The sequence below is a fragment of the Candidatus Eisenbacteria bacterium genome (assembly GCA_020847735.1).
Taxonomy (GTDB): domain Bacteria; phylum Eisenbacteria; class RBG-16-71-46; order RBG-16-71-46; family RBG-16-71-46; genus CAIXRL01.
On record JADLBL010000019.1, the window covers coordinates 22,930 to 46,260 of the forward strand.

22 protein-coding genes are annotated in these 23,331 nt (G+C 70.4%); 18 read left to right on the forward strand and 4 right to left on the reverse strand.

Annotated features, from left to right (window positions below):
• Window positions 1–19: 19 nt before the first annotated feature.
• Window positions 20–715, reverse strand: coding sequence for a helix-turn-helix transcriptional regulator (locus IT347_08625; protein ID MCC6349639.1), 696 nt, complete (start codon window positions 713–715; stop codon window positions 20–22).
• Window positions 712–1,308 (reverse strand): helix-turn-helix domain-containing protein, encoded by a 597-nt coding sequence (locus IT347_08630; GenBank protein MCC6349640.1) that lies wholly within the window; start codon window positions 1,306–1,308, stop codon window positions 712–714. Before IT347_08630 ends, IT347_08625 begins: the two co-directional genes overlap by 4 nt.
• A gap of 548 nt (window positions 1,309–1,856) precedes the next feature.
• On the opposite strand from IT347_08630, the gene IT347_08635 reads away from it, so the two are divergent.
• The 15 genes from IT347_08635 (at window position 1,857) to IT347_08705 (ending at window position 17,948) form a co-directional block, all read left to right on the forward strand.
• Window positions 1,857–2,609, forward strand: a complete 753-nt coding sequence (locus tag IT347_08635; GenBank protein MCC6349641.1) for an electron transfer flavoprotein subunit beta/FixA family protein — start codon at window positions 1,857–1,859, stop codon at window positions 2,607–2,609.
• Between the two features lie 29 nt (window positions 2,610–2,638).
• Window positions 2,639–3,610: an electron transfer flavoprotein subunit alpha/FixB family protein gene (locus IT347_08640; protein MCC6349642.1), complete on the forward strand. Its 972-nt coding sequence runs from the start codon at window positions 2,639–2,641 to the stop codon at window positions 3,608–3,610.
• Between the two features lie 101 nt (window positions 3,611–3,711).
• Window positions 3,712–4,065 (forward strand): NADH-quinone oxidoreductase subunit A, encoded by a 354-nt coding sequence (gene ndhC / locus IT347_08645; protein MCC6349643.1) that lies wholly within the window; start codon window positions 3,712–3,714, stop codon window positions 4,063–4,065.
• Window positions 4,066–4,194: 129 nt separating this feature from the next.
• Window positions 4,195–4,734 (forward strand): NADH-quinone oxidoreductase subunit B, encoded by a 540-nt coding sequence (locus IT347_08650; protein ID MCC6349644.1) that lies wholly within the window; start codon window positions 4,195–4,197, stop codon window positions 4,732–4,734.
• Window positions 4,734–5,297, forward strand: coding sequence for an NADH-quinone oxidoreductase subunit C (locus IT347_08655; GenBank protein MCC6349645.1), 564 nt, complete (start codon window positions 4,734–4,736; stop codon window positions 5,295–5,297). The genes IT347_08650 and IT347_08655 overlap by 1 nt, the downstream gene beginning before the upstream one ends.
• Window positions 5,287–6,471 carry an NADH dehydrogenase (quinone) subunit D gene (gene nuoD / locus IT347_08660; GenBank protein ID MCC6349646.1) on the forward strand — a complete coding sequence of 395 codons (1,185 nt, stop codon included), beginning with the start codon at window positions 5,287–5,289 and terminating at the stop codon, window positions 6,469–6,471. The genes IT347_08655 and nuoD overlap by 11 nt, the downstream gene beginning before the upstream one ends.
• 14 nt (window positions 6,472–6,485) lie before the next feature.
• The gene (nuoE, locus tag IT347_08665; GenBank protein ID MCC6349647.1) at window positions 6,486–6,977 is read left to right on the forward strand and encodes an NADH-quinone oxidoreductase subunit NuoE; all 492 of its coding nucleotides are present in this window, start codon (window positions 6,486–6,488) and stop codon (window positions 6,975–6,977) included.
• On the forward strand, window positions 6,974–8,281 hold the full coding sequence (gene nuoF / locus IT347_08670; GenBank protein ID MCC6349648.1) for an NADH-quinone oxidoreductase subunit NuoF: 1,308 nt from the start codon (window positions 6,974–6,976) through the stop codon (window positions 8,279–8,281). The genes nuoE and nuoF overlap by 4 nt, the downstream gene beginning before the upstream one ends.
• A complete protein-coding gene (gene nuoG, locus IT347_08675) occupies window positions 8,278–10,974 on the forward strand; it encodes an NADH-quinone oxidoreductase subunit NuoG (GenBank protein MCC6349649.1) in 2,697 nt (898 codons plus the stop codon). Before nuoF ends, nuoG begins: the two co-directional genes overlap by 4 nt.
• A complete protein-coding gene (gene nuoH / locus IT347_08680; GenBank protein ID MCC6349650.1) occupies window positions 10,971–12,014 on the forward strand; it encodes an NADH-quinone oxidoreductase subunit NuoH in 1,044 nt (347 codons plus the stop codon). The genes nuoG and nuoH overlap by 4 nt, the downstream gene beginning before the upstream one ends.
• Window positions 12,014–12,541 carry an NADH-quinone oxidoreductase subunit J gene (locus IT347_08685; protein ID MCC6349651.1) on the forward strand — a complete coding sequence of 176 codons (528 nt, stop codon included), beginning with the start codon at window positions 12,014–12,016 and terminating at the stop codon, window positions 12,539–12,541. Before nuoH ends, IT347_08685 begins: the two co-directional genes overlap by 1 nt.
• On the forward strand, window positions 12,538–12,840 hold the full coding sequence (nuoK, locus tag IT347_08690) for an NADH-quinone oxidoreductase subunit NuoK (GenBank protein MCC6349652.1): 303 nt from the start codon (window positions 12,538–12,540) through the stop codon (window positions 12,838–12,840). Before IT347_08685 ends, nuoK begins: the two co-directional genes overlap by 4 nt.
• Before the next feature lie 18 nt (window positions 12,841–12,858).
• Window positions 12,859–14,904, forward strand: coding sequence for an NADH-quinone oxidoreductase subunit L (nuoL, locus tag IT347_08695; GenBank protein MCC6349653.1), 2,046 nt, complete (start codon window positions 12,859–12,861; stop codon window positions 14,902–14,904).
• Window positions 14,905–16,482 (forward strand): NADH-quinone oxidoreductase subunit M, encoded by a 1,578-nt coding sequence (locus tag IT347_08700; GenBank protein MCC6349654.1) that lies wholly within the window; start codon window positions 14,905–14,907, stop codon window positions 16,480–16,482.
• On the forward strand, window positions 16,479–17,948 hold the full coding sequence (locus IT347_08705; protein MCC6349655.1) for an NADH-quinone oxidoreductase subunit N: 1,470 nt from the start codon (window positions 16,479–16,481) through the stop codon (window positions 17,946–17,948). Before IT347_08700 ends, IT347_08705 begins: the two co-directional genes overlap by 4 nt.
• Window positions 17,949–18,018: 70 nt before the next feature.
• On the opposite strand, the gene IT347_08710 is transcribed toward IT347_08705, so the two are convergent.
• Both IT347_08710 and moaC read right to left on the reverse strand, forming a co-directional pair.
• The gene (locus IT347_08710; GenBank protein MCC6349656.1) at window positions 18,019–19,320 is read right to left on the reverse strand and encodes a molybdopterin molybdotransferase MoeA; all 1,302 of its coding nucleotides are present in this window, start codon (window positions 19,318–19,320) and stop codon (window positions 18,019–18,021) included.
• Window positions 19,257–19,784 (reverse strand): cyclic pyranopterin monophosphate synthase MoaC, encoded by a 528-nt coding sequence (gene moaC / locus IT347_08715; GenBank protein ID MCC6349657.1) that lies wholly within the window; start codon window positions 19,782–19,784, stop codon window positions 19,257–19,259. The genes IT347_08710 and moaC overlap by 64 nt, the downstream gene beginning before the upstream one ends.
• Before the next feature lie 236 nt (window positions 19,785–20,020).
• Between moaC and IT347_08720 the strand changes: the two genes are divergently transcribed.
• From IT347_08720 to IT347_08730, 3 genes are all read left to right on the forward strand, one after another.
• A complete protein-coding gene (locus IT347_08720; GenBank protein ID MCC6349658.1) occupies window positions 20,021–20,890 on the forward strand; it encodes a hypothetical protein in 870 nt (289 codons plus the stop codon).
• A gap of 116 nt (window positions 20,891–21,006) precedes the next feature.
• Entirely contained in the window at window positions 21,007–22,083 is a 1,077-nt protein-coding gene (locus IT347_08725) for a sigma 54-interacting transcriptional regulator (GenBank protein ID MCC6349659.1), read from the forward strand.
• Window positions 22,084–22,096: 13 nt separating this feature from the next.
• Window positions 22,097–23,290: an alanyl-tRNA editing protein gene (locus IT347_08730; protein ID MCC6349660.1), complete on the forward strand. Its 1,194-nt coding sequence runs from the start codon at window positions 22,097–22,099 to the stop codon at window positions 23,288–23,290.
• Window positions 23,291–23,331: the final 41 nt, after the last annotated feature.

Below are 23,331 nucleotides of genomic sequence, written 5' to 3' on the forward strand. Positions count from 1 at the left end.
CGGCGTTCTCGGACAGAACCTAGAGCGCGAGTCGCGGACGGCTCGCGACCAGAAGCGTCACCGGCGCGGATCCGAGGTTGGCGTACGAGTGCGGATGCGTCGCGCGAAAGTGCAGCGAGTCGCCCTCGCGCAGGACGTACGGCCGGCCCTCGACGCGGATCTCGGCCACGCCGGCCAGGACCGTGACCCATTCCTCGCCGTCGTGATGGTGCTCGAGCAGCACGTCGCGGGAGATGGGCAGGGTCAGGCGGTGCAGGCCGAGTTCCGAGTCCTGCGTCGGGTCCGCGAGCGGGACGATCGTCGCGCCGCCCCACTGCAGCGGATACGCGTCCGCGTCGCTCGCGCGGTGCACGCACACGACCGGCAGCGGCTGCGCCTCGACGAGCGTCGCCGGGCGCAGACCCAGGGCCGTCGCGATCCTGCCGAGCGCGCCGACCGTCGGCGAGGCCTTGCCGCGCTCGATCTCCGAGACGTGGGTCGCGGAGATGCCGCCCCGCTCTTCGAGATCCTTGAGGGTCATGCCGCGACCGATACGCAGCATCTTGATCCGGCGGCCGAGTTCGGCGGGAGAGTAACCGCCCGGATCGGCGGGAGCGTCGGCGACGGGCGCCGGCGAGGGCGTCCCGCGGTCCGCGGCATCGGTGGCCGGTGTCGTCGTCTCCCGACCGGTTCGTCCCCCGGTCCTGCTTCCGTGCACGACCTCGCGCTCGCTCATCGGTTTTCCTCCAGCGCCCGCGTGGTCGCGAGCACGAACTCGACCGGTCCGGTTCCGCCGGCGCGCAGCGTCAGCGTCGCCACCAGCGCCGCGTGCAGCGTGTCGCCCGCGCCGAGCGAGTGCGACCGCTGGGGGCACTGGGCTTCGAGCCGGCCGGCGAGCACGTGCAGGACCGCGTCGCCGGGCGCCTCCTGCGCGAGCAGCCGCAACCCGGTCGAGGACGTGGGTTCGAGCCGGACACGGTAGGTGAACAGGCTGCTGCCCGGAATGCCGGCGCTCAGCGACTCGGCCGTGATTCCGTCCCCGGCCACGTAACCGGCCACCTGCTCGCGCAGGTGGTGCGCCACCTCCGGCCGCTCGTCGCGTTCGATGAAGAAGGAGACATCCTTCTCGAGGGCACGCGCGATTCGCGTGAGCGCGCCGATGGTGGGCGACGTCCTGCCACGCTCGATTTCGGAGAGGTGGGTGGCCGACAGGCCGCTCGCGGACTCGACCTGCTTGAGCGTCATGCGACGCTCGGAGCGCAGCCGGCGCACGCGGCGGCCGAGTTCTTCGATTTCGACGATCGAGGTGGAGGTCATCGGGTCCTTCATGCGCGCCGCGACACCACGCGGCGCTGGTCTCCGACCGGCCGGCCGGCGCGGCGGACCACGTGAACTGCGACCGCGTGCCCCGACCCCCCGGTACGGGCACCCGGCCCTGCCTCGCTGCGAAGGTCCGATCGATCGGACGGCGACGCGGCGACTCCGGACTCCGCGTCGTGCGGGCGACGCGCTACCGGAGCGGTGCGCACGATGTCACAGCGGAATCGCGAACGTCAATGACATGCACGATCCTTTTTCGTCATGCGCTCGCGTTTTTCAAACTGGCACCGGTGGACAACCGATTCCTGCGACAGCGAGAGGTGCCGGATGCGCGCGAAGCTCGTACCTTATGAGTGCCGCGCCTGCCTTGACAGTCTTCGAGCGCTGCCGACAGACTGCGCCGCTGATTCCCTCGCTTGCACGGTGCGGCGCGCGTCGCGACAACGCGGCGCGCCGCTTCTTGTGAATCATGGCGCATGTCGGCCGGCCACGCGTCGTTCGTGCCGCGCCGCCACAGCGCGACGCGAAGTCGGCGCGCGGAAAGTGTGAGGTGTCGTGTGCTGCAGGTCGTGTGCATCAAGCAGGTCCCCGACACCGAGACGCGTGTCCGGGTCGCGACGGACGGACGGACGCTCGATCCGGCCGGCGTCACCTGGATCGTCAACCCGTACGACGAGTTCGCCATCGAAGCGGCGCTGCAGCTCAAGGAGAAGACCGGCGCCGGCGAAGTCGTGGTCATCTCGCTGGGAGGTCCGGGCGTCGCGACCGCGATTCGCAGTGCGCTCGCCATGGGCGCCGATCGTGCGATTCACCTGAAGTCGGACGCCCCGGCGCCGGATTCGCTGGGCGTGGCCCGCGCGCTCGCCGGCGCGATCCGCGACCTCGGCGCCGAGATCGTCTGGTTCGGCAAGCAGGCCGTGGACGACGACGCGGCGCAGGTCGGACCGATGGTCGCCGAGTTGCTCGCCCTGCCCTGCGCGACGCTCGTCTCGAAGTTCGAGCTCGATGGCCGGACCGCGCGGATCGAGCGCGAGATCGAAGGCGGCCTCGAAATCGTCGAACTGCCGCTGCCCGCGGTGCTCACGACGGACAAGGGGCTCAACCAGCCGCGCTTCGCCTCGCTCAAGGGCATCATGGCCGCCAAGAAGAAGCCCATCGAGGAGCGCGCCGCCGACCTCGGGGGAGCGAACCTCGAAGTCCTCGCGCTCGAGTTGCCGCCCGCCCGCGCGGCCGGTCGCATCGTCGGCGAGGGAGTCGCGGCGGTGCCGGAGCTGGTGCGCGTCCTGCGCGAAGAAGCCAAGGTCCTTTGATTCTCTGAGAGTCATCCGGGGAGGACGACGTGAGCATTCTGGTGTTCCTCGAGCAGCGCGAAGGCCAGCTGCGTTCCGTTTCGCGCGAAGCGCTCGGCGAGGCGACGCGCCTCGCGGCGGAGCTGGGCGGTCCGGTGACGGGCGTGTGCTGCGCCGCGGCCGATCCGGGCCTCGCGGCGCTGGGAGACGCGGGCGCCGACCGTGTGCTGCTCGCGAAGCACGAATCGTTCGCCGCCTACGAAGGCGCCGCCTTCGCCGCGGCGGTCGCGGCGGCGGTCGCCGCCACCCACGCGAAGGTCGTTCTGCTGCCGGCCTCCTCGCTCGGCAAGGACCTCGCGGCACGGCTGGCGGCGCGCCTCGGCGTCGGACTCGCGTCCGACTGTACGTCGCTCGCCGTGGAAGGCGGTCGCCTGGTGGCCCGGCGCCCCGTCCTCGCGGGAAAGGCGATCCAGAAGCTCGCGTTTCCGGCTTCGCCGGCCATCGCGTCGCTGCGTCCCAAGGCGTTCGCGGCCGTTTCCGGAGCGGGCCGGGCGGGGACGGTGGAAGCGCTGGCCGCTTCCGTGGACACATCGCTGCCGCGCGCCCGCGTGACCGGAACCTCGGCGGCGAAGGGCGGCAAGGTGGACCTGACCGAGGCCGAGATCATCGTCTCGGGCGGGCGCGGCATGAAGGGCCCGGAGCACTTCGCGCTGATCGAGCAGCTTGCCGACGCCCTGGGCGGAAGCGTGGGCGCCTCGCGTGCGGTCGTGGACGCCGGCTGGCGCCCGCATGGCGAGCAGGTGGGGCAGACCGGCAAGACCGTTTCGCCGCGGCTCTACGTCGCGATCGGAATCAGCGGCGCGATCCAGCACCTTGCCGGCATGACTTCGTCGCGCTGCATCGTCGCGATCAACAAGGATCCCGACGCTCCCATCTTCAAGGTCGCCGACTACGGCATCGTCGGCGACGCGTTCGAGGTCGTGCCGGCGCTCACCGAGGCGGTTCGGCAGCTTCATCGCTGAGGCCCGGGGCGGGCCGTCGCCTTGACGACCCGCGGACACGCTCTTAGGTTTCATGGTTGGGCGCATGGCGCGCCCCGCCGCGAGAGGGAAACCACGTTCCGATGCTGCCCTACGTCCCCGTCCTGCTGTTCGTGCTGGTCGGACTTGGCTTCGCCGCCGTCACGATCGGGCTGTCCACGTTCATCGTCCCGCGCTACCGGAACGCGGTGAAGGACAGCGCCTACGAGTGCGGCGTGGAGCCGGTGGGCAACGCCCGCAGCCGCTTCTCGGTGAAGTTCTACCTCGTGGCCGTGCTGTTCATCCTGTTCGACATCGAAGCCGTCTTCCTCTACCCGTGGGCCGTGTCGTTCAAGTGGCTGGGGCTGTACGGCGTCATCGAGATGGTGTTGTTCATCGCCATCCTGCTGGCGGGCTACTTCTATCTGCTGCGCAAAGGCGCCCTGGAATGGGACTGACGGCGCCGATCCGCTGGCGGTACACGTTCCTCCGAGCCGCCGAGGTGTCCCGTGCCTGACTCCACCGGGGGCAACCCCTTCCGAACGCTTTCGCCGGCCGCATCCGCGACCCCGGACCCGGGCCTCGTCCTGCCGCGCACCGAGGAGGACAACCTGCGCGAGGAGGTCGAGCGCGGCGTGATCTTCACGAAGCTCGAGTCGGTGGTGAACTGGGCGGTGAACAACGCCCGCGCGAACTCGATCTGGCCGCTGAGCTTCGGTCTCGCCTGCTGCGCGATCGAAATGATGGCGGTCGCCGGGCCGCGCTTCGACATCTCGCGCTTCGGCGCCGAGGTGTACCGGGGCTCGCCACGGCAGGCCGACCTGATGATCGTGGCCGGGCGCGTGTCCATCAAGATGGCGCCGGTCGTGCGGCAGCTCTACGAACAGATGACCGAGCCCAAGTGGGTGATCTCGATGGGCGCCTGCGCCTCGTGCGGCGGCGTGTTCAACAACTACGCGATCCTGCAGGGCGTGGACAAGGTCGTGCCGGTGGACGTGTACGTGCCCGGCTGTCCGCCCCGCCCCGAGGGCCTGCTCTACGGCGTGCTCAAGCTTCAGGAGAAGATCCTCGCGTCGAAGCCCGAACTCGGGCCGATCGGACGCAAGCGCCGCAAGGGCGTCGCCTGATGGCGACGACGGCGGAACGGGTGGACCTCAGGCTGCGCGAGCGGTTTCCGACCGTGGCGCTGGAGCGCCTCGAGGGCCCCGCCATCCGCGACTGGACCCTGATCGTGCCGGCCGACGCGCTCGTCGAGGTCTGCACCTTCCTGCGCGACGACCCCGAGCTGGACTTCGCGATGCTCTCGTGGGTCGGCGGGGTGGACTGGCTGCCGCGCGTGCCGCGCTTCGAGACCGTCTACAACCTGCTTTCGCTGTCGAACGCGCTGCGCTTCACGCTCAAGGTAAGGATTCCCGAGGAGAACCCGCGGGTTCCGAGCGTGACGGGCGTGTGGCCGACGGCCAACTGGCACGAGCGCGAGACCTTCGACTTCTACGGGATCGAGTTCACGGGACATCCCGACCTGACGCGCATCCTGCTGCCCGAGGACTGGGTCGGCTGGCCGCTGCGCAAGGACTCGCCGCTCGGCTACGAGGAAGTGGCGTTCACGCACAACTCCCCGAACCGCGTGAAGCCCGATCCCGCGTTGCGCAAGCTCGCGCCGAAGAAGGTCAAGTACCGTGCGCAATGAGACCATGACGCTGAACATGGGGCCGCAGCACCCCTCCACGCATGGCGTGCTGCGGGTGGCCCTCGAACTGGACGGCGAAACGATCGTCAAGGCGAAGCCAATCATCGGCTACCTGCACACGGGCATGGAGAAGCAGGCCGAGTACAAGACCTACACGCAGTCCATCCCGCAGACCGACCGGATGGACTACATCTCGCCCCTGTCGAACAACCTGGCGTTCTGTCTCGCGGCCGAGAAGCTGCTGGGCATCGAGCCGCCCGCGCGCGTGCAGGCGATTCGCGTCCTGCTCTGCGAGCTGACCCGCATCTCGTCCCACTGCGTCTGGGTCGGCACGCACGCCATCGACATCGGGGCGCTGACCGTCTTCTGGTACTCGTTCCGCGAGCGCGAGAAGGTCCTGTCCATCTACGACATGGTCGCCGGCGCCCGCATGACCTCGTCGTACTTCCGTGTCGGCGGCCTGTCCATGGACATTCCGGAAGGATTCCTGGAGCGCTGCGAGAAGTTCGTGGCCGAGATGCCAGGCCACGTGGACGAGTACGAGAACATGCTCACGAAGAACCCCATCTGGCTCGCGCGCACCCGCGACGTCGCGCTGCTCCCGGCGAAGGACGCGGTCGCGTGGGGCGTCACCGGGCCGTCGCTGCGCGGCTCCGGTGTGCGCTACGACATCCGCCGGAACGAACCCTATTCGGGCTACGACACCTACGACTTCGAGGTCCCGGTCGGGCGCGGCGTGGGCGACGCCTACGACCGCTACCTGGTCCGCATGGCCGAGATGCGGCAGTCCGTGCGCATCGCGAAGCAGGCCATCGCGCGCATCCGCGAACTGGGCGAGAAGGGGCTTTACCGGGTGCGGGACTACAAGTACGTGCTGCCTCCCAAGGAGGAGGTGAAGACCTCGATGGAGGCCCTCATCCACCACTTCAAGATCGTCTCGCACGGGTTCTTCCCGCCCGTCGGCGAGGCGTACGCGGCGGTCGAGGCCCCCAAGGGCGAGCTGGGCTTCTGGTTCGTGAGCGACGGCTCGCCGCGGCCGTGGCGCATGAAGGTCCGCAGCCCCTCCTTCATCAACCTGCAGGCGCTGCCGCTCATGATCGAAGGCCGGCTGATCGCCGACGTGATCGCCGCCATCGGCAGCATTGACATCGTGCTGGGAGAGGTGGACCGGTGAGTCACGCGCCCGTGATGCCGGCGGAGGCGCCGGCCGCGCTCGAGTGGCCCGACGACGTCGCGCGCGAAGTGGCCGAGGCGATCTCGCACTATCCCGTGAAGCGCTCGGCCATCCTGCCGCTGCTGTGGCTGGCGCAGCGCACCTGGGGATGGGTGCCGCCCGCGGCGCTGCGCCTCGTCGCGCGCACGCTCGGCCTGGACGAACCCGAGGTGTTCGGCGTCGCGACCTTCTACACGATGTTCAACCTTCAGCCCGTGGGCCGTCACCATCTGCAGGTGTGCATGACGCTGTCCTGTTCGCTCATGGGCTCGGACCGCCTGTTCCGGCACCTCGAGCAGCGGCTCGGCGTCGGCCACGGCGAGACGACGCCCGACGGGCGCTTCACGCTGCGTCGCGTCGAGTGCCTCGCCTCCTGCGGCAGCGGGCCGTGCATGCAGGTGGGCTTCGATTACCACGAGAACCTCGACGAAGCGGCGGTGGACGCTCTCCTGGAGAGGCTCGAGTGAGCAACGGACCGCTGCTGTTCAAGGACATCGACGCTCCCGGGCTGACCGGCCTCGACGGGTATCGCCGGCAGGGCGGCTACGAGGCGCTCGCGGCGACGCTGGGGAAGAAGTCGCCGGAGGAGTGCATCGAGATCGTCAAGGCCTCCGGCCTGCGCGGTCGCGGCGGCGCAGGCTTCCCGACCGGCCTCAAGTGGAGCTTCGTTCCGAAGAACTCGCCGAAGCCGAAGTACATCGTCTGCAACGCCGACGAGTCCGAGCCCGGGACGTTCAAGGATCGCGAGCTGATGGAGAAGAACCCGCACCTGCTGATCGAGGGGATCGTCCTCGCGGGTTACGCGATCGGCTCGGCGACCGGCTACATCTACCTGCGCGGCGAGTTCGCGCACCTGCGCGACACGCTGGACCGCGCGATCGCGGAGGCCAGGGCCGCCGGCCTGCTGGGCGAGAACATCCTCGGCAGCGGCTTCGGCTACCAGATCCACACGCACCTGGGCGCCGGCGCCTACATCTGCGGCGAGGAAACCGCGCTGCTCAGCTCGCTCGAAGGCTACCGCGGTCAGCCGCGCCTCAAGCCGCCGTTCCCCGCCGTCGAGGGCCTGTACGCGAGCCCGACGGTCGTGAACAACGTCGAGACGCTGATGAACGTGCCGCACATCCTCAAGAACGGCGCGCAGTGGTACCGGCAGTGGGGCACCGAAAAGAGCGCCGGCACGAAGATCATGAGCCTGTCGGGGCCGGTGAAGCGGCCGGGCAACTACGAGATCCCGCTCGGGCTGCCCCTGCGCACACTGATCGAGTCTCCCGAGTACGGCGGCGGGATGCGCGACGGAATGAAGGTCAAGGCGATCATCCCCGGAGGATCGTCGGTGCCGATGATGCCCGCATCGCAGATCGACACCCACCTCGACTACGAATCGCTCAACGCCGTCGGCACGTTCCTCGGCTCGGGCGGGGTCATCGTGATCGACGATCAGACCTGCATCGTGGACGCGCTGTGGAACATCAGCCGTTTCTACCGTCACGAGTCGTGCGGCAAATGCACGCCCTGCCGCGAGGGCACCTACTGGATGGTCGAGATCCTCGAGCGCATCGAAAAGGGCGGCGGCCGGGAGACCGACATCGACGTGCTGCTCGACGTGGCGGGCAACGTGTTCGGCAAGTCCTTCTGCGCGCTCGGCGACGCGGCGGCCATGCCGGTGCAGGGCGCGATCAAGCATTTTCGCGCCGAGTTCGAGCACCACGTGCGGAACAAGAGCTGCCTCGTCAACCGGCGCCGGCACTCGGTGTCGGAGGTGACGGCGTGAGCGGCCTGGTTCGCGTCACCATCAACGACCGCACGATCGAGGTTCCCGCGGGCACGCTCGTGACCGACGCGGCGCGGGCCGCCGAAGTCCATGTGCCGATCTTCTGCTCGCACTCGAAGCTGCCGCCGCTCGGCGCCTGCCGCATCTGCGTGGTCGAGGTCGGAACGCCGCGCCTCGGACCGGACCGCAAGCCGGTGATCGGTCCCGACGGCCGCCCCGAGATCGCGTGGAACCCCAAGGTCCAGACGGGCTGCACGACGCCGGTCAGCGAGGGGATGGTCGTGCGCACCCAGTCGCCGGTCGCGCTCGACGCACGCAAGGGCGTCATGGAGTTCCTGCTCATCAACCACCCGCTGGACTGCCCGGTGTGCGACGAGGGCGGAGAGTGCCAGCTGCAGGATCTCGCGTTCGCGTTCGGCGACGACTTCTCGCGCATGGACGAAGCCAAGCGCACGTTCGAGTCCGAGGACCTCGGGCCGATCGTGAAGAAGGAAGCGAACCGCTGCATCGTCTGCATGCGCTGCGTGCGCTATTGCGACGAGGTGATGGGCGAGGACGCGCTCACCGCGCACCAGCGCGGCGTGCGCACCGAGATCTCGTCCTTCAACCGCCAGCCCCTCGACTGCGAGCAGTGCGGCAACTGCATCGAGGTCTGTCCGGTCGGCGCGCTCACGGCCGTGCCGTACCGCTTCAAGGCGCGCCCCTGGGACCTGCGCCAGCACATCAGCGTGTGCCCGTACTGTTCGAACGGCTGCTCCGTCCGCCTGGGCGTTCGCGGCATGGAGATCCTGCGCGCGCGCGGCACCGAGTACCGCGGCGTGAACCAGGAGTACCTGTGCGTGCGCGGGCGCTTCGGCTACGGATTCGTGAACGCCGCCGACCGGCTGTCCGCGCCGCTGGTGCGCGCCGGCGAGTCGCTGCAGCCGTCGTCGTGGGACGACGCGGTCGCCTTCGTGGCGATGCGCCTGGGCGACCTCGCGCGCGCGCACGGCCCCGAGTCCATCGCCTTCCTCGGTGGGGAGCGGCTCAACGTCGAGGAGCAGTACCTGTTCCAGAAGCTGGCGCGCGGCGTTCTCGGCACGAACCACGTGGACGCGCGCACCCGCTTCACCTCGAAGGTGCCCGGCGACGCGATCCTGCGGGCCACGGGCGGCGGCCGGCCGGCCCTGACGTTCGACGAGCTGTGCAGCGCCCAGGAGGCGCTGGTGCTGTTCGAGGACCTGCAGGGCGAGTCGCCGTTCGCGCAGGCCGTGCTGATCCGCGGCCAGCACCAGCGGGGCCTGCACCTGACGGTCGCGCACCCTCGGCGCGTCAAGCTCGCGCGCCCGAAGTTCCAGGGCGAGTGGCTGGGCGTGAAGCCCGGCGCCGAGCTGGCGCTGGTGAACGCGCTGACGAAGGCCGCCCTCGATCTGGGCGATCCGGAGAAGCCGGCGTCCGCCGGCACGTGGGGGCTCGACGCCCTCAAGGCCTCGCTGTCCGCGCTGACGGGCGATTCGGTCGAGCGGGAGACGGGCGTTCCCGCGGCGGCGGTCGCGGCGGCGGCGAAGCGGCTGCGCTCGGCCGGGCGCAGGGCGATCGTCTTCGGCCGCGGCGTGGCGGAGCACCCGCAGGCGGCGGCCCTGCTGCAGGCGATCGAGAACCTCGCCTGGGCGACGGGCGCGATCACCGACGCGCGCTCGAGCGTGATGTACGCCGGGCCGCAGCACGACTCGCAGGGCGCGCTCGACATGGGTCTCGTGCCCGACTTCCTGCCCGGGTACGTGCCGCTCGGCGACGCCGCGGGTCGCGAAGCGTTCGAGAAAGGCTGGGGCCGCGCGCTCGATCGCCCGGCGGGTCGGAGCGCGCTCGAGATTCTCGAGGCCGCGGCGGCCGGAAGTGTGAAGGCGCTGTGGATCGCCAGCGACCACCTGCTGCAGAGCGCGCCGGACCGCGCGCTCGTCGAGAAGGCGCTCGCCACGGCCGAGCTGGTGATCGTCAACGAACTCTTCCTGACCGGCACGGCGCAGGCCGCGGACGTCGTTTTCCCGGTCGCGTCGTTCGCCGAGAAGGACGGCGTGGTCGTGAACAGCGAACGCCGCCTGCAGAAGTCCTCGCGCGCGCTTTCGCCCCGGCGCGGCACGCGCGCCGACTGGGAGGTCTTCCAGGCCGTCGCCCAGGCGCTGGGCGCGCCGTGGAAGTACCGCACGACCGAGGACGTCTTCCGCGAGATCGCACGGCTCGTGCCCGGCTACCAGGGCGCGAGCTGGGCGGCGCTGCTGCCGAACGGCTGGACGTGGAGCGCCTCGCGCCGCCCCGCCTCGCTCGCGCCGGCGGGCGCGCCCGCGGCGGCCGCGGGCGCCGGTCACTGGCTGCTCGCGGGCGGTACGCTGTTCACGCAGGGCAGCCTGACCGCGCGCTCGGCGCCGCTGGCCAACCTCGCCGGGCAGGCGCGGGCGTACCTGAACGGCGCCGAGGCCTCGAAGCTCGGACTGTCCGCCGGCGATCCGCTGACGCTCGAGGGCCCCGCGGGCTCGCTGACGCTGCCCTACGAACCCGACGATTCGGTTCCGCCGGGGGCGGTGTTCGTGCCCTACGCCTACGCTGCGGCCGGACTCAACCGCCTCGGCGCGCCGCAGGGCGCGGGGCTGCGGGTGAACCTCCACAAGGCGGCCACGGCCGCCGCCGCGCCGGCCGGCGCCGTGGGGAGATCATGACCGCGCTCTGGAACAACGAGGTCTTCCAGGTCGCCTTCTGGGCGACGGTGAAGGTGGCGATCATCCTCAACGCGCTGCTCGGGCTCGTGACCTACCTGATCTACGCCGAGCGCAAGATCTGCGGTCACATGCAGGCGCGCACCGGCCCGAACCGGGTCGGACCGCTGGGGCTCGTGCAGACGATCGCGGACGTGGTCAAGCTGCTCCTGAAGGAGGAGTTCACGCCCGCGGGAGCGAACAAGATCCTGTTCCACCTCGCGCCCGTCCTGGCGGTGTTTCCCGCGATCGTGACCTTCTCGGTGATCCCGATGGGGCCGCCGCCGGTGTTCGTGGTCACCGACCTCAACGTCGGCCTGCTGCTGTTCCTCGCGATGTCGAGCCTCGGCGTGTACGCGATCACGCTCGCGGGCTGGTCGTCGAACAACAAGTACGCGCTGCTCGGGGGCCTGCGTGCCTCCGCGCAGATGATCTCGTACGAGCTGGCGATGGGACTGTCCGTGATCCCGGTGGTGATGAAGGCGGGCACGCTGTCGCTGGTCGGCATCGTCGAGGCGCAGTCCGGGTTCTACCGCCCGTTCGCCGGTCTGCCGCTCGCGCTGCCCAACTGGGGGATCTTCCACTGGTTCCTCGTCCTGCCGTTCGTGATCTTCCTGATCACGATGTTCGCCGAAACGAACCGGACGCCGTTCGACCTGCCTGAGGCCGAAGGCGAGCTCGTGGCCGGGTTCCACACCGAGTACTCGAGCATGAAGTGGGCGCTGTTCTTTCTCGGCGAATACATGAACATGATCGTCATCAGCTCGATCTGCGTCACGCTGTTCTTCGGCGGCTGGCATGGCCCCGGGCCGGCGGCGCTGGGCTTCGTGTGGTATCTGCTCAAGCTCCTCGCGCTGCTGTTCCTGTTCATCTGGGTGCGGTGGACGTTCCCGCGGCTGCGTTACGACCAGCTCATGAATTTCGGCTGGAAGGTGCTCCTGCCCGGGGCGCTGGCCAACGTCGTCATCGCGACGATCTGGATGTACGCGCGGGGGAACGGCTGATGGTTCCCGCGCTCTTCCTCGGCTTCGCCGCGCTGCTCGTCGCGACCGCGCTGATGGTGATCCTCCACCGCAACCCGGTGACGAGCGCGCTGTTCCTGGTGCTGTCCTTCTGCTCGCTCGCCGGGATCTACATCCTGCTGCGCGCCGAGTTCCTCGGGATGGTGCAGGTGATCGTGTACGCGGGCGCCATCATGGTGCTGTTCCTGTTCGTCATCATGTACATGAACCTCCAGCACGACGTCGAAACGGGCGCGCAGATCGCGGTCCGGAGGGGCATCGGCTGGATGGTCGGCGGGCTGCTGCTGCTGTTCGCGGGCCTGCTCGCCTTCCGCGGCTGGGCGCCCGGGCCGGTCGCGGCGGAGCTGCCGGCGCAGGGGAACGGCAACGCGGCGGCGATCGGCAAGGTGCTCTACTCGCGATTCCTGTTCCCGTTCGAGATCACGTCCGTGCTGCTGCTGGTCGCCATGGTCGGCGCGATCGTGCTGGCCAAGGGGCGCCCGAGCTCGTCCGACACGGAGGCCGCATGATCCCCCTCGGCTGGTCGCTCGGGCTGAGCGCGATCCTGTTCTGCATCGGGGTCGTGGGCGTGCTCGTACGGCGCAACGCGCTCGTCATCTTCATGTCCATCGAGCTCATGCTGAACGCGGCGAATCTCGCGTTCGTGGCGCTCGCGGCGCACCTGAACTCGCTCGACGGGCAGATCTTCGTCTTCTTCGTGATGACCGTGGCCGCGGCGGAAGTGGCCGTGGGGCTGGCGATCATCGTCAACGTCTTCCGGCTCCGCGAGACGGTCTTCGTGGACGAGATCAACCTGCTGAAGGGCTAGGGGCGCGTGAACCTGCCGATGCTCTGGATCATTCCCGCGCTGCCGCTGGCCGCGGTCGCGCTCAACCTGCTGCTCGGCGACCGCCTGGGCCGGCGGGGCGTGTCGTGGATCGCCTGCGGCGCGACGGGCCTGGCGTTCCTCGCCGCGCTGCGCGCGGTGGCGGCGCTCGCCGGGCACCCCGCCGAGGACCGGGCGATCGTCGAGACCGCCTGGACGTGGATGCGGGTCGGCGATTTCTCGGCGCACGTCTCGTTCCTGCTCGATCCGCTCTCGAGCGTCATGGTGCTGTTCGTGACCTGCGTGGGATTCCTCATCCACGTCTACTCGACCGGCTACATGGCCGACGACCCGTCGTACCGACGGTTCTTCCTGTACATGAACCTGTTCATGTTCGCGATGCTGACGCTGGTGCTCGCGGACAACTACCTGCTCATGTTCGTGGGCTGGGAGGGCGTCGGCCTGTGCTCGTACCTGCTGATCGGCTTCTGGTACGAGAAGCCGGTCGCGGCCGAGGCCGGCAAGAAGGCGTTCATCGTCAACCGCATCGGCGACTTCGGCTTCCTGCTCGGCATGCTGTTCCTGATCGTCTGGACGGGATCGGCCTCGTACGAGCGCGTGTTCGCGGCCGCGCCGCACGCGCTGCAGGGCGCCGTGGGCACCCTGACCCTCGGCGGCCTGCACCTGAGCGCGCCGATCGTCGTGGTGCTCACGCTGCTGATGTTCCTCGGCGCGACCGGCAAGAGCGCGCAGCTTCCGCTGTTCACCTGGCTGCCGGACGCGATGGAGGGCCCGACGCCCGTGTCGGCGCTCATCCACGCCGCGACCATGGTCACCGCGGGCGTCTACATGGTGGTGCGCAGCCACGTGCTCTACCAGATGGCGCCGCTGAGCATGGAGGTGGTGGCGATCGTCGGCGCGGCGACGGCGTTGATGGCGGCGACCATCGGTCTGGCCCAGAACGACATCAAGCGGGTGCTCGCGTACTCGACCGTCAGCCAGCTCGGCTACATGTTCTTCGCCTGCGGCGTCGGCGCCTTCAGCGCCGGGATCTTCCACGTCATGACGCACGCTTTCTTCAAGGCGCTGCTGTTCCTCGGCGCCGGCTCGGTCATTCACGGCATGCACCACGAGCAGGACATGCGCCGGATGGGCGGGCTGGCCGCGAAGATGCCGTGGACGCACGCGACCATGCTCATCGCCTGCGTGGCGATCGCCGGCATCCCGCCCTTCGCCGGCTTCTTCAGCAAGGACGAGATCCTGCACGGCGCGTTCGCCAGCGGGCACTACGGCGTCTGGCTGGCAGGCCTGGTGGGCGCGGCGCTGACCGCGTTCTACATGTTCCGCCTGTACATCCTCACCTTCCGCGGCGCCCCGCGCTTCGGGGAACCGGCGGCGGAGTCGCTGCACGCCGCGCACGTGGCGGCCGAGCACGCCGCGCACGGCCATGCCTCCGACCCGCACGGGCACGACCACGGCGCCGCGCACGGCCACTCGGGCCCGGTGCACGAGTCCCCGCCCAGCATGGTGGCGCCGCTCGCCGTGCTGGCCGCGCTGTCGGTCGTGGGCGGCTGGATCGGCCTGCCGTTCCAGAAGGGCGGGCATCCGTTCGAGCGCTGGCTCGAGCCCGTGCTGAGCCACGTCCCGGGCGTGCCGGACGTGCACATGGCGCACCTGTCCGCGGCCGCCGAGTGGGGTCTCATCGCGCTCTCGGTCGCGGTCGCGGCGTTCGGCATCCTGCTGGCGTTCCGCGCCTACCTGCAGCGGCCGCAGCTCGCGACCGCGCTGCGGACGCGCCTCGCCGGCGTCCACAACGTCCTTTACAACAAGTACTGGGTGGACGAGTTCTACGACGCGATCGCCGTTCGGCCCGTGTACGAGGGCTCGATGAGATTGTGGCGCTTCTGGGACGAGAAGATCGTGGACGGCACGGTGAACGGGGTGGGCTACTTCCTCGAAGGTTGCTCCGCCATCCTGCGCCTGTTCCAGACCGGCTACGTGGGCACCTACGCGCTGTTCCTGTCGCTCGGCGTGCTCGCGCTCCTCCTCCATTTCCTGAGGTCGTAAGTGGCCCCGTTCCCCTGGCTGACCTTCCTCGTCTTCTTCCCGCTCGCCGCGGGCGCGCTGATCGCGCTCCTGCCGGCCGGCGCCCACCGGCAGATCCGGCTGTGGGCGACGCTCGCGGCCTTCGCGGAGTTCCTGTTCTCGCTGCCGCTCTGGTGGCGCGTCGTGCCCGGCCAGCCGGGCTTCCAGTTCGAGGAACGCGTGGACTGGATTCCGGCGATCGGCGCGCAGTACCACCTCGGCGTGGACGGCATCAGCGCGCTGCTCGTGCTGCTGACGACGTTCATCTCGCTCGTCGCGGTGATCGGGGCGTGGTCGGCCATCCAGAACCGCACCCGCGAGTTCTACGCGCTCATGCTGGCGCTCGAGGCCGGCATGATCGGCACGTTCTTCTGCCTCGACGTGCTGCTGTTCTACGTGTTCTGGGAAGCGATGCTGATTCCGATGTACCTGCTGATCGGCGCCTGGGGAGGCCAGCGGCGCATCTACGCCGCGGTCAAGTTCTTCCTGTTCACGATGGCCGGCAGCGTCCTCATGCTGGTCGCGATCCTGTCGCTGTGGTTCCTGCAGAAGGACCTGAGCGGGGTCCCGACCTGGGACCTGCAGACCTTCCTGGCTCTGCCGCTGAGGCCCGACCAGCAACTGTGGCTGTTCCTGGCGTTCGCGGTCGCGTTCGCGATCAAGGTGCCGATGTTCCCGCTGCACACCTGGCTGCCCGACGCCCACGTCGAGGCGCCGACCGCCGGCTCGGTCATCCTCGCTTCCGTGCTGCTGAAGATGGGCGGCTACGGCTTCCTCCGCTTCGCGATGCCGCTGTTCCCGAACGCGCTCGCCGTGTGCGCGCCGTGGATCGCCGGCCTCTCGATCGTGGGCATTATCTACGGGTCGCTGGTCGCGATGGTGCAGCCCGATCTCAAGAAGCTGGTCGCGTACTCGTCGGTCGCGCACATGGGCTTCGCGATTCTCGGGCTGATGGCGCTGAACGCCCAGGGCTTCGCGGGTTCGATGATGACCATGCTGAACCACGGCGTCTCGACGGGCGCGCTGTTCCTGCTCGTCGGCGTCATCTACGAGCGGCGGCACACCCGCAGGATCGCGGACTTCGGCGGACTGTGGAGGGTGATGCCGGTCTACGCCTCGATCTTCATGGTCGTGACGCTCTCGAGCATCGGGCTTCCGGGGCTGAACGGCTTCGTCGGCGAGTTCCTCGTCCTGCTCGGCGCGTTCAAGCATTCGGTGTGGTGGGCGGTGTTCGCCGCGAGCGGCGTCATCCTGTCCGCGTGCTACATGCTGTGGATGTACCAGCGCGTGTTCTTCGGGCCCGTGACCCACGACGAGAACCGCGCCCTCGCGGACCTTTCGCTGCGCGAACGCCTCGTCTTCGCGCCGCTGCTGGTGCTCGTCTTCTGGATGGGCGTCATGCCGCAGCCGTTCCTCGACCGCATGCAGCCGGCGCTCGACCGGACGATCCAGGCCGTCCACGAGCGCGCGGCGCGCATGTCGGCGCTGTCCTCGGGCGCCCGGATCGGCTTCGTGGAGCCCGCGGCCGCGGCGCCGTCGTCCGCCGGAGGTGAGCGATGAGCCTCGTACCGCAGCCTTCGTTCCTGCCCGTGGACTGGTGGGCGCTCGCCCCGGTGATCGCGCTGACCGCGGGCACGATCCTGCTGCTGCTGCTCGAGTTCGTCCCGTCGCGGCCCGGCGACAGCCGCGGCGGCATCGTCTCCTTGCTCGCGCTGGCCTTCGCCGGCTGGGCGGTGTGGCGCGTCGCCGGCGACAAGCGCGAGCTGTTCGGCGGCATGTTCGTGCACGACCCGTTCACGGTGGTCTTCACGCTGATGTTCGTCGCCATCGGCGTCCTGTCGGTTCTGACCTCGTGGGACTACCTGAAACGCACGAAGATCAACCAGGCCGAGTACTACGCGCTGCTGCTCTCGAGCGTGCTCGGCATGATCGTGATGGCGGCGTCGAACGACCTGGTGACGATCTTCATCGGCCTCGAGCTGATGTCGCTCTCGCTCTACGTGCTGGTGGGATTCCGCCGCACGCGGCTGGAATCGAACGAGGCCTCGCTCAAGTATTTCCTGCTCGGGGCGTTCGCCTCGGGATTCCTGCTCTACGGCATCGCGCTGCTCTACGGCGCCACCGGCACGTCGAATCTGGCCCGCATGGGCGCGTTCCTCTCGGACACGCCGCTGCTCGGCAACCCGCTGCTGGTGATCGGCGCTCTGCTGGTGTTCACCGGCTTCGCCTTCAAGGTGGCGGCCGTGCCCTTCCACATGTGGACGCCCGACGCCTACGAAGGGGCGCCGACGGCGGTGACGGGCTTCATGTCGGTGGGCGCCAAGGCCGCGGGGTTCGCCGCCCTGCTGCGCGTCGGGCTGCGGGCCCTCGAGCCGCTGCAGGTGGACTGGGTTCCGCTGCTCGCGGTGGTGGCGTTCCTGACCATGACGGTCGGCAACGTCACCGCGCTCCTGCAGAACAACCTCAAGCGCATGCTGGCGTACTCGAGCATCGCGCACGCCGGCTACATCCTGGTCGCGGTCGCGGCGGGCGGGCCCGAGGGGGCGTCGGCGGCCGTCTTCTACCTGGCGGTCTACTCCTTCATGAACCTCGGCGCGTTCTCGGTGCTGACGATGATGGGCCGCGGGCGCGACGAGCGAGTGCTGATGAGCGACCTGTCCGGCCTGGGCTTCCGCCAGCCCTTCCTCGGGCTGGCGATGACCGTTTTCATGGTCTCGCTCGGCGGCATCCCGCCGACCGCCGGCTTCATGGGCAAGGTCTACGTCTTCGGAGCGGCCATGAAGAACCCGGCGCTGCTGTGGCTCGTCGTCGCCGGCGTGCTGAACAGCGTCGTGTCCGTCTACTACTACCTGCGGGTGACGGTGGCGATGTACATGCGCGAGCCCGAGGGCGAGCCGGTTCAGGTGTCGTGGGGCGTGCCGGTGGCGCTCGCGGTGGTGCTGGCGCTGGTCGCGACGTTGTGGTTCGGCGTACAGGCCAACGGCCTGTGGGCGATGGCCCGGGACAGCGTGCTGGGCCTGCTCTAGGAATCGCTCCGCGATCCGGCGGCCATCGCACGGCGGCCGCGCGCCCGTTCGAGGCGTCGACGATTCGAGCTCAGGGCAGGCGAAGCACCAGCGCCTCGGCGGACTCGCCTTCGCGCAACCCGGGCGCCTCGGCCGGCACGATCACGAGCGCGTGCGCGCGCGACTGGGGCGCGAGATGCCCCGAGACCTGCCCGCCCGCGGGCAGCGCCCACAACTCACCTTCCCGCCAGCCGAGCGTGCAGCGCACGAAGTCCGTGCGTCCGGGCCGCGATTCGATCTCGCGGGCGATGCGCACCGGCGCGCGCGGGCGGTCGAGGTCGGCGAATCCCTGCAGGCGGCGCAATGCCGGACGGACGAGCGCTTCGAAGACGCAGGCGACGGAGGCGGGGTTTCCGGGCAGGCCGTGGAAGAAGCGGCCCTTCGGGCGGCCGTGCGCCTGCGGTCGGCCGGGGCGCATGGCCACGCGCCAGAGCTCGACCTCGCCGAGGCGCGAGAGCGCGAGCTTGACGGGGTCGAAGTCGCCCGCCGAGACCCCGCCGATGGTCAGGACCGCGTCGCAGGTCGCGATCGCCTCGTGAATGCGGGCAGCCACGCGCCCGGGATCGTCGGGCAGGCGCTCGGCGATCGCCACCTCGGCGCCGGCCTGCGTGGCGAGCAGGGTCAGCATTCCGAGGTTGCTGTCCCGGAGCGCGCCCGGGCGCAGGGGCTCGGCGGGGTCGAGCAGTTCGTCGCCGGTCGAGATCACCGCCACGCGCGGCGCGGGGGAGACTTCGAGCTCCGACAGGCCCAGCGCCGCGAGCAGCGCCAGGTCGTGTGCCGAGAGCTCCCGTCCCTCAGCCAGCACGCGCTCGGCCGGACCGACATCGGCGCCGGCCGGGCGCAGATGATCGCCCGGCTCGGACGGGCGGCGCGCGGTCATGGTCTCGCCGTTCCCGTCGGCGCCGCTTTCGGCATCCTCGAACGGGACGACCGCGTCGGCTCCCTCCGGCGGCATCGCCCCGGTCATGATGCGCATCGCCTCGCCGGGTCCGAGTGCCTTCGCGGACACCGTGCCCGCGGGCAGGGCGCCGGCGACGCGCAGCGTCACGGGCGTCGAGGCGGAGGCGCGCGAGAGGTCGGCGGCGCGGACGGCCCAGCCGTCCATCGCCGAGTTGCGAAAGGGCGGCAGCGCATGCGGCGCGACGGCGTCACGGCGAAGCGCGCGGCCCGCGCAGCGCGCGAGCGGGAGCACGACCGCCGGCAGGCTCGAGAGCGACTCGACCGCGCGGGCGCGGGCTTCGGCGAAGGACAGCTCGATCCGCTGCACGGTCAGGCGCGGCGCGCCGTGGACGCCTTCGCGGCGCGTCGCGGCACCGCCTCGCGACGCTTCCACGGGCCGCTGCGGCCGCCGCGCTTCTCCCACAGGGCGATCTCGCCGATCACCATGCCCCGGTCCACGGCCTTGAGCATGTCGTAGAGGGTGAGCGCGGCGGCGGTGACGGCGGTGAGCGCCTCCATTTCGACGCCCGTGCGGGCGCGCGTGCGTACGCGCGCCTCGATCCGGACCGCCGGTCCCGCCGGGTCGAGATCGAAGGCCACGTCCACCGCCTCGACGGGCACCGGGTGGGCGAGCGGCACCAGCTCGCTGGTGCGCTTGGCCGCCATGACGGCCGCCAGGTGCGCGGTGGCGAGAACGTTCCCCTTCGGGGTCCGGCCGGTTCGAAGGAGTTCGAGCGTCGCGCCATGCATGAAGACCATGCCCCGGGCGGTGGCCACGCGGGCGGTCACGTTCTTGGCGCTCACGTCCACCATCCGGACGCGGCCGCGTGCATCCACGTGTGAGAGGCGCCTTGGCATGGGACGCAGCATAGGAACGCGAACGGGGAAGGGCAAACCGCCGACGCCGTGATGGCGTGCGGATCGCCCGGGGGACGGCGGCGAAACGGGGCCGCCGGAGATCGCGGGAGCGAGACCGCGGCGACGTGCGGTCACGAGCAGGTCGCGGATGCGCGGCCGGAGGGGCGCGCGGTCGCCGTGCGGTTGACGACGCCTCACCGGCGCCCGTACGTTCGTCGCCCACGATTCCGCGACCCGTGAGCGATCGCATGCCCCATCGGCAACGCCTGCCCATCTCCGCACGACACGCCTTCGCGCTGGCGTTCGACCTCGCCGCGCGACGCGACACGATGCAGTCCGTCGTGATCCCGCTGCTGCTCTGGTCGCCGTGGATCTTCGCTCCGGCGGTGATCGAACGCGCGTTTCCGAACCTCGAGCACAGCCGGCTGCTGCTGGTGACCGCCGCCTGCAAGCTCCTCGACTTCCTCGTGTTCGTGGTGGTCACCGCGATGCTGCGGTTTCGCGCGCGCTCGGTGTTCAACACCGCCGTCGAGGTGCATCCCGCGCCCGCGCTGCGATGCTACGCGCAGGGCCTGCGCCGCGTGCCGGCCCTGTACCTCGCCGAGGCGCTGCGCAACATCGCGCTCACGATCGCCTTCAGCATGCTGTTCGTGCCGTTCCTGTACCTCGGCTTCAAGCTCTCGATGGTCACCGAGGCGGTCGTCCTGCGCCCGAGCGACCCCGTTCGCGCGACGCAGCGCTCGTTCCACCTCACCGAGTCGCGTTTCGAGCGCTGGCTGGAGATGGTGGCGATCTCGGTTTTCCTGGTCGTGCCCATCTGGTTCCTGATGGCGGTGTGCTTCTTCACCGTGCCGGGCAGCAGCTTCAACGTGTGGTTCTCGCTCGGGACGTTCCTGAGCGCCGCGATCATGCCGGTCATCCAGTACGCCTGGACCTTCTTCTACCTGCGCCTCGAGGAGATCGACCCGGCGCAGGGACTGGATCAGCGGGAAGCGGCCGCGGGCGCGGCCGCTGCCGGCGCCTGGCCCGCCCTCGGCGCTCCGCCCAGGCTCAAGCTCGTGGAGCTGCGCCCCGAGGACGCCGAGCCCGGGTCGCGGGATTCCTGACACGCCGCCGCTTGCCGCGGCTTCCCGGGCTGTGGCAGGTTGAAACGGCTGCCGGCCGGCAACCCCGGCGCCGGCCCCGTTCCCGGGGCCGATCCGGCCGCGAACGAAAGCCTTCCATGGCCCATCCCAGACCCAACCCGGCCGCCGCCACGACCGGCGCCGTCGCCCGCGACGTCGCGCTGCAGCCGATCATCGGCGCCAGCGCGAAGATCCAGCGCCTGCTGCGCCTGGTCGCGCGCGTCGCGCCGACCGACAGCACGGTGCTGGTGCTGGGGGAGAGCGGAACGGGCAAGGAGCTGGTCGCGCGCTCGCTGCACGTGCTCTCGCCGCGGGCGCGCGGCCCATTCGTGCCGGTCAACGTCGGGGCGCTGCCGGAGTCGCTCGTCGAGAGCGAGCTGTTCGGGCACGCGAAGGGCGCATTCACGGGCGCCGGCGTCGAGCGCGCGGGCCTCGTCGAGGAGGCCGACCGAGGCACGCTCTTTCTCGACGAGATCGGCGACATGCCCGCCGGCGCGCAGGTGAAGCTGCTGCGCGCGCTCGAGAGCAACGAGGTCCGGCGCATCGGCGAGAACGCCCCCCGCCTGGTGGATGTGCGGATCGTCGCGGCCACGAATCGCGACCTGCGGGCGCTCGTCGCCGAGGGCCGGTTCCGCGCCGACCTCTACTACCGCCTCAACGTCGTGCAGCTCGAGCTGCCGCCGCTGCGCGAGCGGCGCGAGGACATCGGGCTGCTCGCGTCGTACTTCCTGGAGCGCGCCGCCCGCCGCCAGAAGCGCGGCAGCCTGAAGCTGACGCCGGCCGCCATGGATCTGCTCGAGAAGTACGACTACCCGGGCAACGTGCGCGAGCTCGAGAACGCCATCGAACACGCCGTCGCCGTCTCCGACCGGCCGCTGCTCGACGCCGCCGACCTGCCCGCCGAAGTCCGATCGCCGCGCCTGCTCGCCCGTGTGGCGGGTCGTCCGGCCTTGTCCACGGCACCTCAGTCTTCCGCAGGAGACGAGTTGGAGGGGGCCGGAGAGCGCGACTCGCTGTCGCTCGAGGAGGTGACGCGGGAACACGTGCTGCGGGTCCTCGCGCGGCACGACGCCAATACGACGGCGGCCTCCCGCCAGCTCGGAATCTCGCGCACGACGCTGTGGCGCATGCTCCGGCGCTGGGGCCTGTCCCGCTCCGGCTCCGGACAGGCTTGAAGCGGGGCATTCAATGGCAAGCGAAAGACGTTACTACGACGATAGCTATACAGTTCGCTTCGAGAGTCCTGTTTCGGCGGCTGGCGAATGGCAGGGACGCCCGGCCGTCGAGCTCGAGACCACCTGGTTCTACCCGGAAAGCGGCGGCCAGCTGCCGGACCAGGGCTCGCTCGCGGGCAGCCCCGTCGTGGACGTGCAGGCGGCCGAGGACGGGCGCGTCTGGCATGTCGTCGAGGGCGGGCTTCCCGCCGGCGTCGTCCGTGGCGAGATCGACTGGGCGCGCCGCTTCGACCACATGCAGCAGCACACCGGCCAGCACGTGCTCTCGGCGGCGTTCGAACGCGTCGCGAGCGCGGCGACCCTGTCCTCGACGCTGGGAGCGGAGCGAAGCGTGATCGAGCTCGGCCTCGCCGGCATGGACTGGCGCCTCGCCGCGCGCGTCGAGGAGTCGGCGAACCGCGTGCTGTGGGAGGACCGCGAGCTCCGCCTGCACTGGACCGACGCCGAGGGGGTGAAGCTCTTCGCGCTGCGCAAGCCTCCGCAGGTCCAGGGGCGCATCCGCATCGTCGAGGTCCCGGACTGGGATCTCTCGGCCTGCGGCGGCACCCACACCCGGCGTACCGGCGAAGTCGGGGCGATCAAGATCGTCGGCTGGGAAAAGGTGCGCGGCAACGTGCGCGTGACGTTCCTGTGCGGCGGCCGCGCGCTGCTCGACCACGCCTGGCGCACCGAAGCGCTGCTCGAGGCCGCGAAGCGCCGCACGCTCAAGGATCGCGACCTCATCGCGCACCTCGAACGGGCGCTCGAGGAGCGCGACGCGCTCGCCAGGCGGTTGCGCGAGCTGAACGCCCGCCTGCTGGCCGGGGACGCGCGCGCGCGCGTGGGCGCGCCGCCGCGCGGCGTCGCGGAGTGGGCCGAAACGCGCGGGCGCGACGACGCGCGCGCGTTCGCGCTCGCCTGCCTTTCGGCGGGCGCCCCGTGGGTCGTGAGCGGCGCCGGCGGTCCCGAACCCGTCGTCGTCGTCGCGCGAGCGAAGGGAACCGGCCCCGACCTGAAGGCGATGCTCGCCGGGCTGCTGGCCGCCGCGCGAGGTAAGGGCGGCGGCAGTCCCGAACTGCTGCAGATCGCCGCCGCCGACGCCGCGGGGGCGCAGGTGGCGTTCGCGCTCGCACGCGATCAGCTTTCGGGGCCGGCCGGAGGCGACTGAGCGGCCCGGCGCCCGAGGGCAGGACCGCCCGGGGACGACGC

What these genes read in the sequence shown, in the direction of transcription:
- IT347_08625 (MCC6349639.1), bottom strand. Translation starts at nt 715, where the DNA reads ATGAGCGAGCGCGAGGTCGTGCACGGAAGCAGGACCGGGGGACGAACC.
- IT347_08630 (MCC6349640.1), bottom strand. Translation starts at nt 1,308, where the DNA reads ATGAAGGACCCGATGACCTCCACCTCGATCGTCGAAATCGAAGAACTC.
- ndhC (MCC6349643.1), top strand. Translation starts at nt 3,712, where the DNA reads ATGCTGCCCTACGTCCCCGTCCTGCTGTTCGTGCTGGTCGGACTTGGC.
- IT347_08655 (MCC6349645.1), top strand. Translation starts at nt 4,734, where the DNA reads ATGGCGACGACGGCGGAACGGGTGGACCTCAGGCTGCGCGAGCGGTTT.
- nuoE (MCC6349647.1), top strand. Translation starts at nt 6,486, where the DNA reads ATGCCGGCGGAGGCGCCGGCCGCGCTCGAGTGGCCCGACGACGTCGCG.
- nuoH (MCC6349650.1), top strand. Translation starts at nt 10,971, where the DNA reads ATGACCGCGCTCTGGAACAACGAGGTCTTCCAGGTCGCCTTCTGGGCG.
- IT347_08685 (MCC6349651.1), top strand. Translation starts at nt 12,014, where the DNA reads ATGGTTCCCGCGCTCTTCCTCGGCTTCGCCGCGCTGCTCGTCGCGACC.
- nuoK (MCC6349652.1), top strand. Translation starts at nt 12,538, where the DNA reads ATGATCCCCCTCGGCTGGTCGCTCGGGCTGAGCGCGATCCTGTTCTGC.
- nuoL (MCC6349653.1), top strand. Translation starts at nt 12,859, where the DNA reads ATGCTCTGGATCATTCCCGCGCTGCCGCTGGCCGCGGTCGCGCTCAAC.
- IT347_08705 (MCC6349655.1), top strand. Translation starts at nt 16,479, where the DNA reads ATGAGCCTCGTACCGCAGCCTTCGTTCCTGCCCGTGGACTGGTGGGCG.
- moaC (MCC6349657.1), bottom strand. Translation starts at nt 19,784, where the DNA reads ATGCCAAGGCGCCTCTCACACGTGGATGCACGCGGCCGCGTCCGGATG.
- IT347_08725 (MCC6349659.1), top strand. Translation starts at nt 21,007, where the DNA reads ATGGCCCATCCCAGACCCAACCCGGCCGCCGCCACGACCGGCGCCGTC.
- IT347_08730 (MCC6349660.1), top strand. Translation starts at nt 22,097, where the DNA reads ATGGCAAGCGAAAGACGTTACTACGACGATAGCTATACAGTTCGCTTC.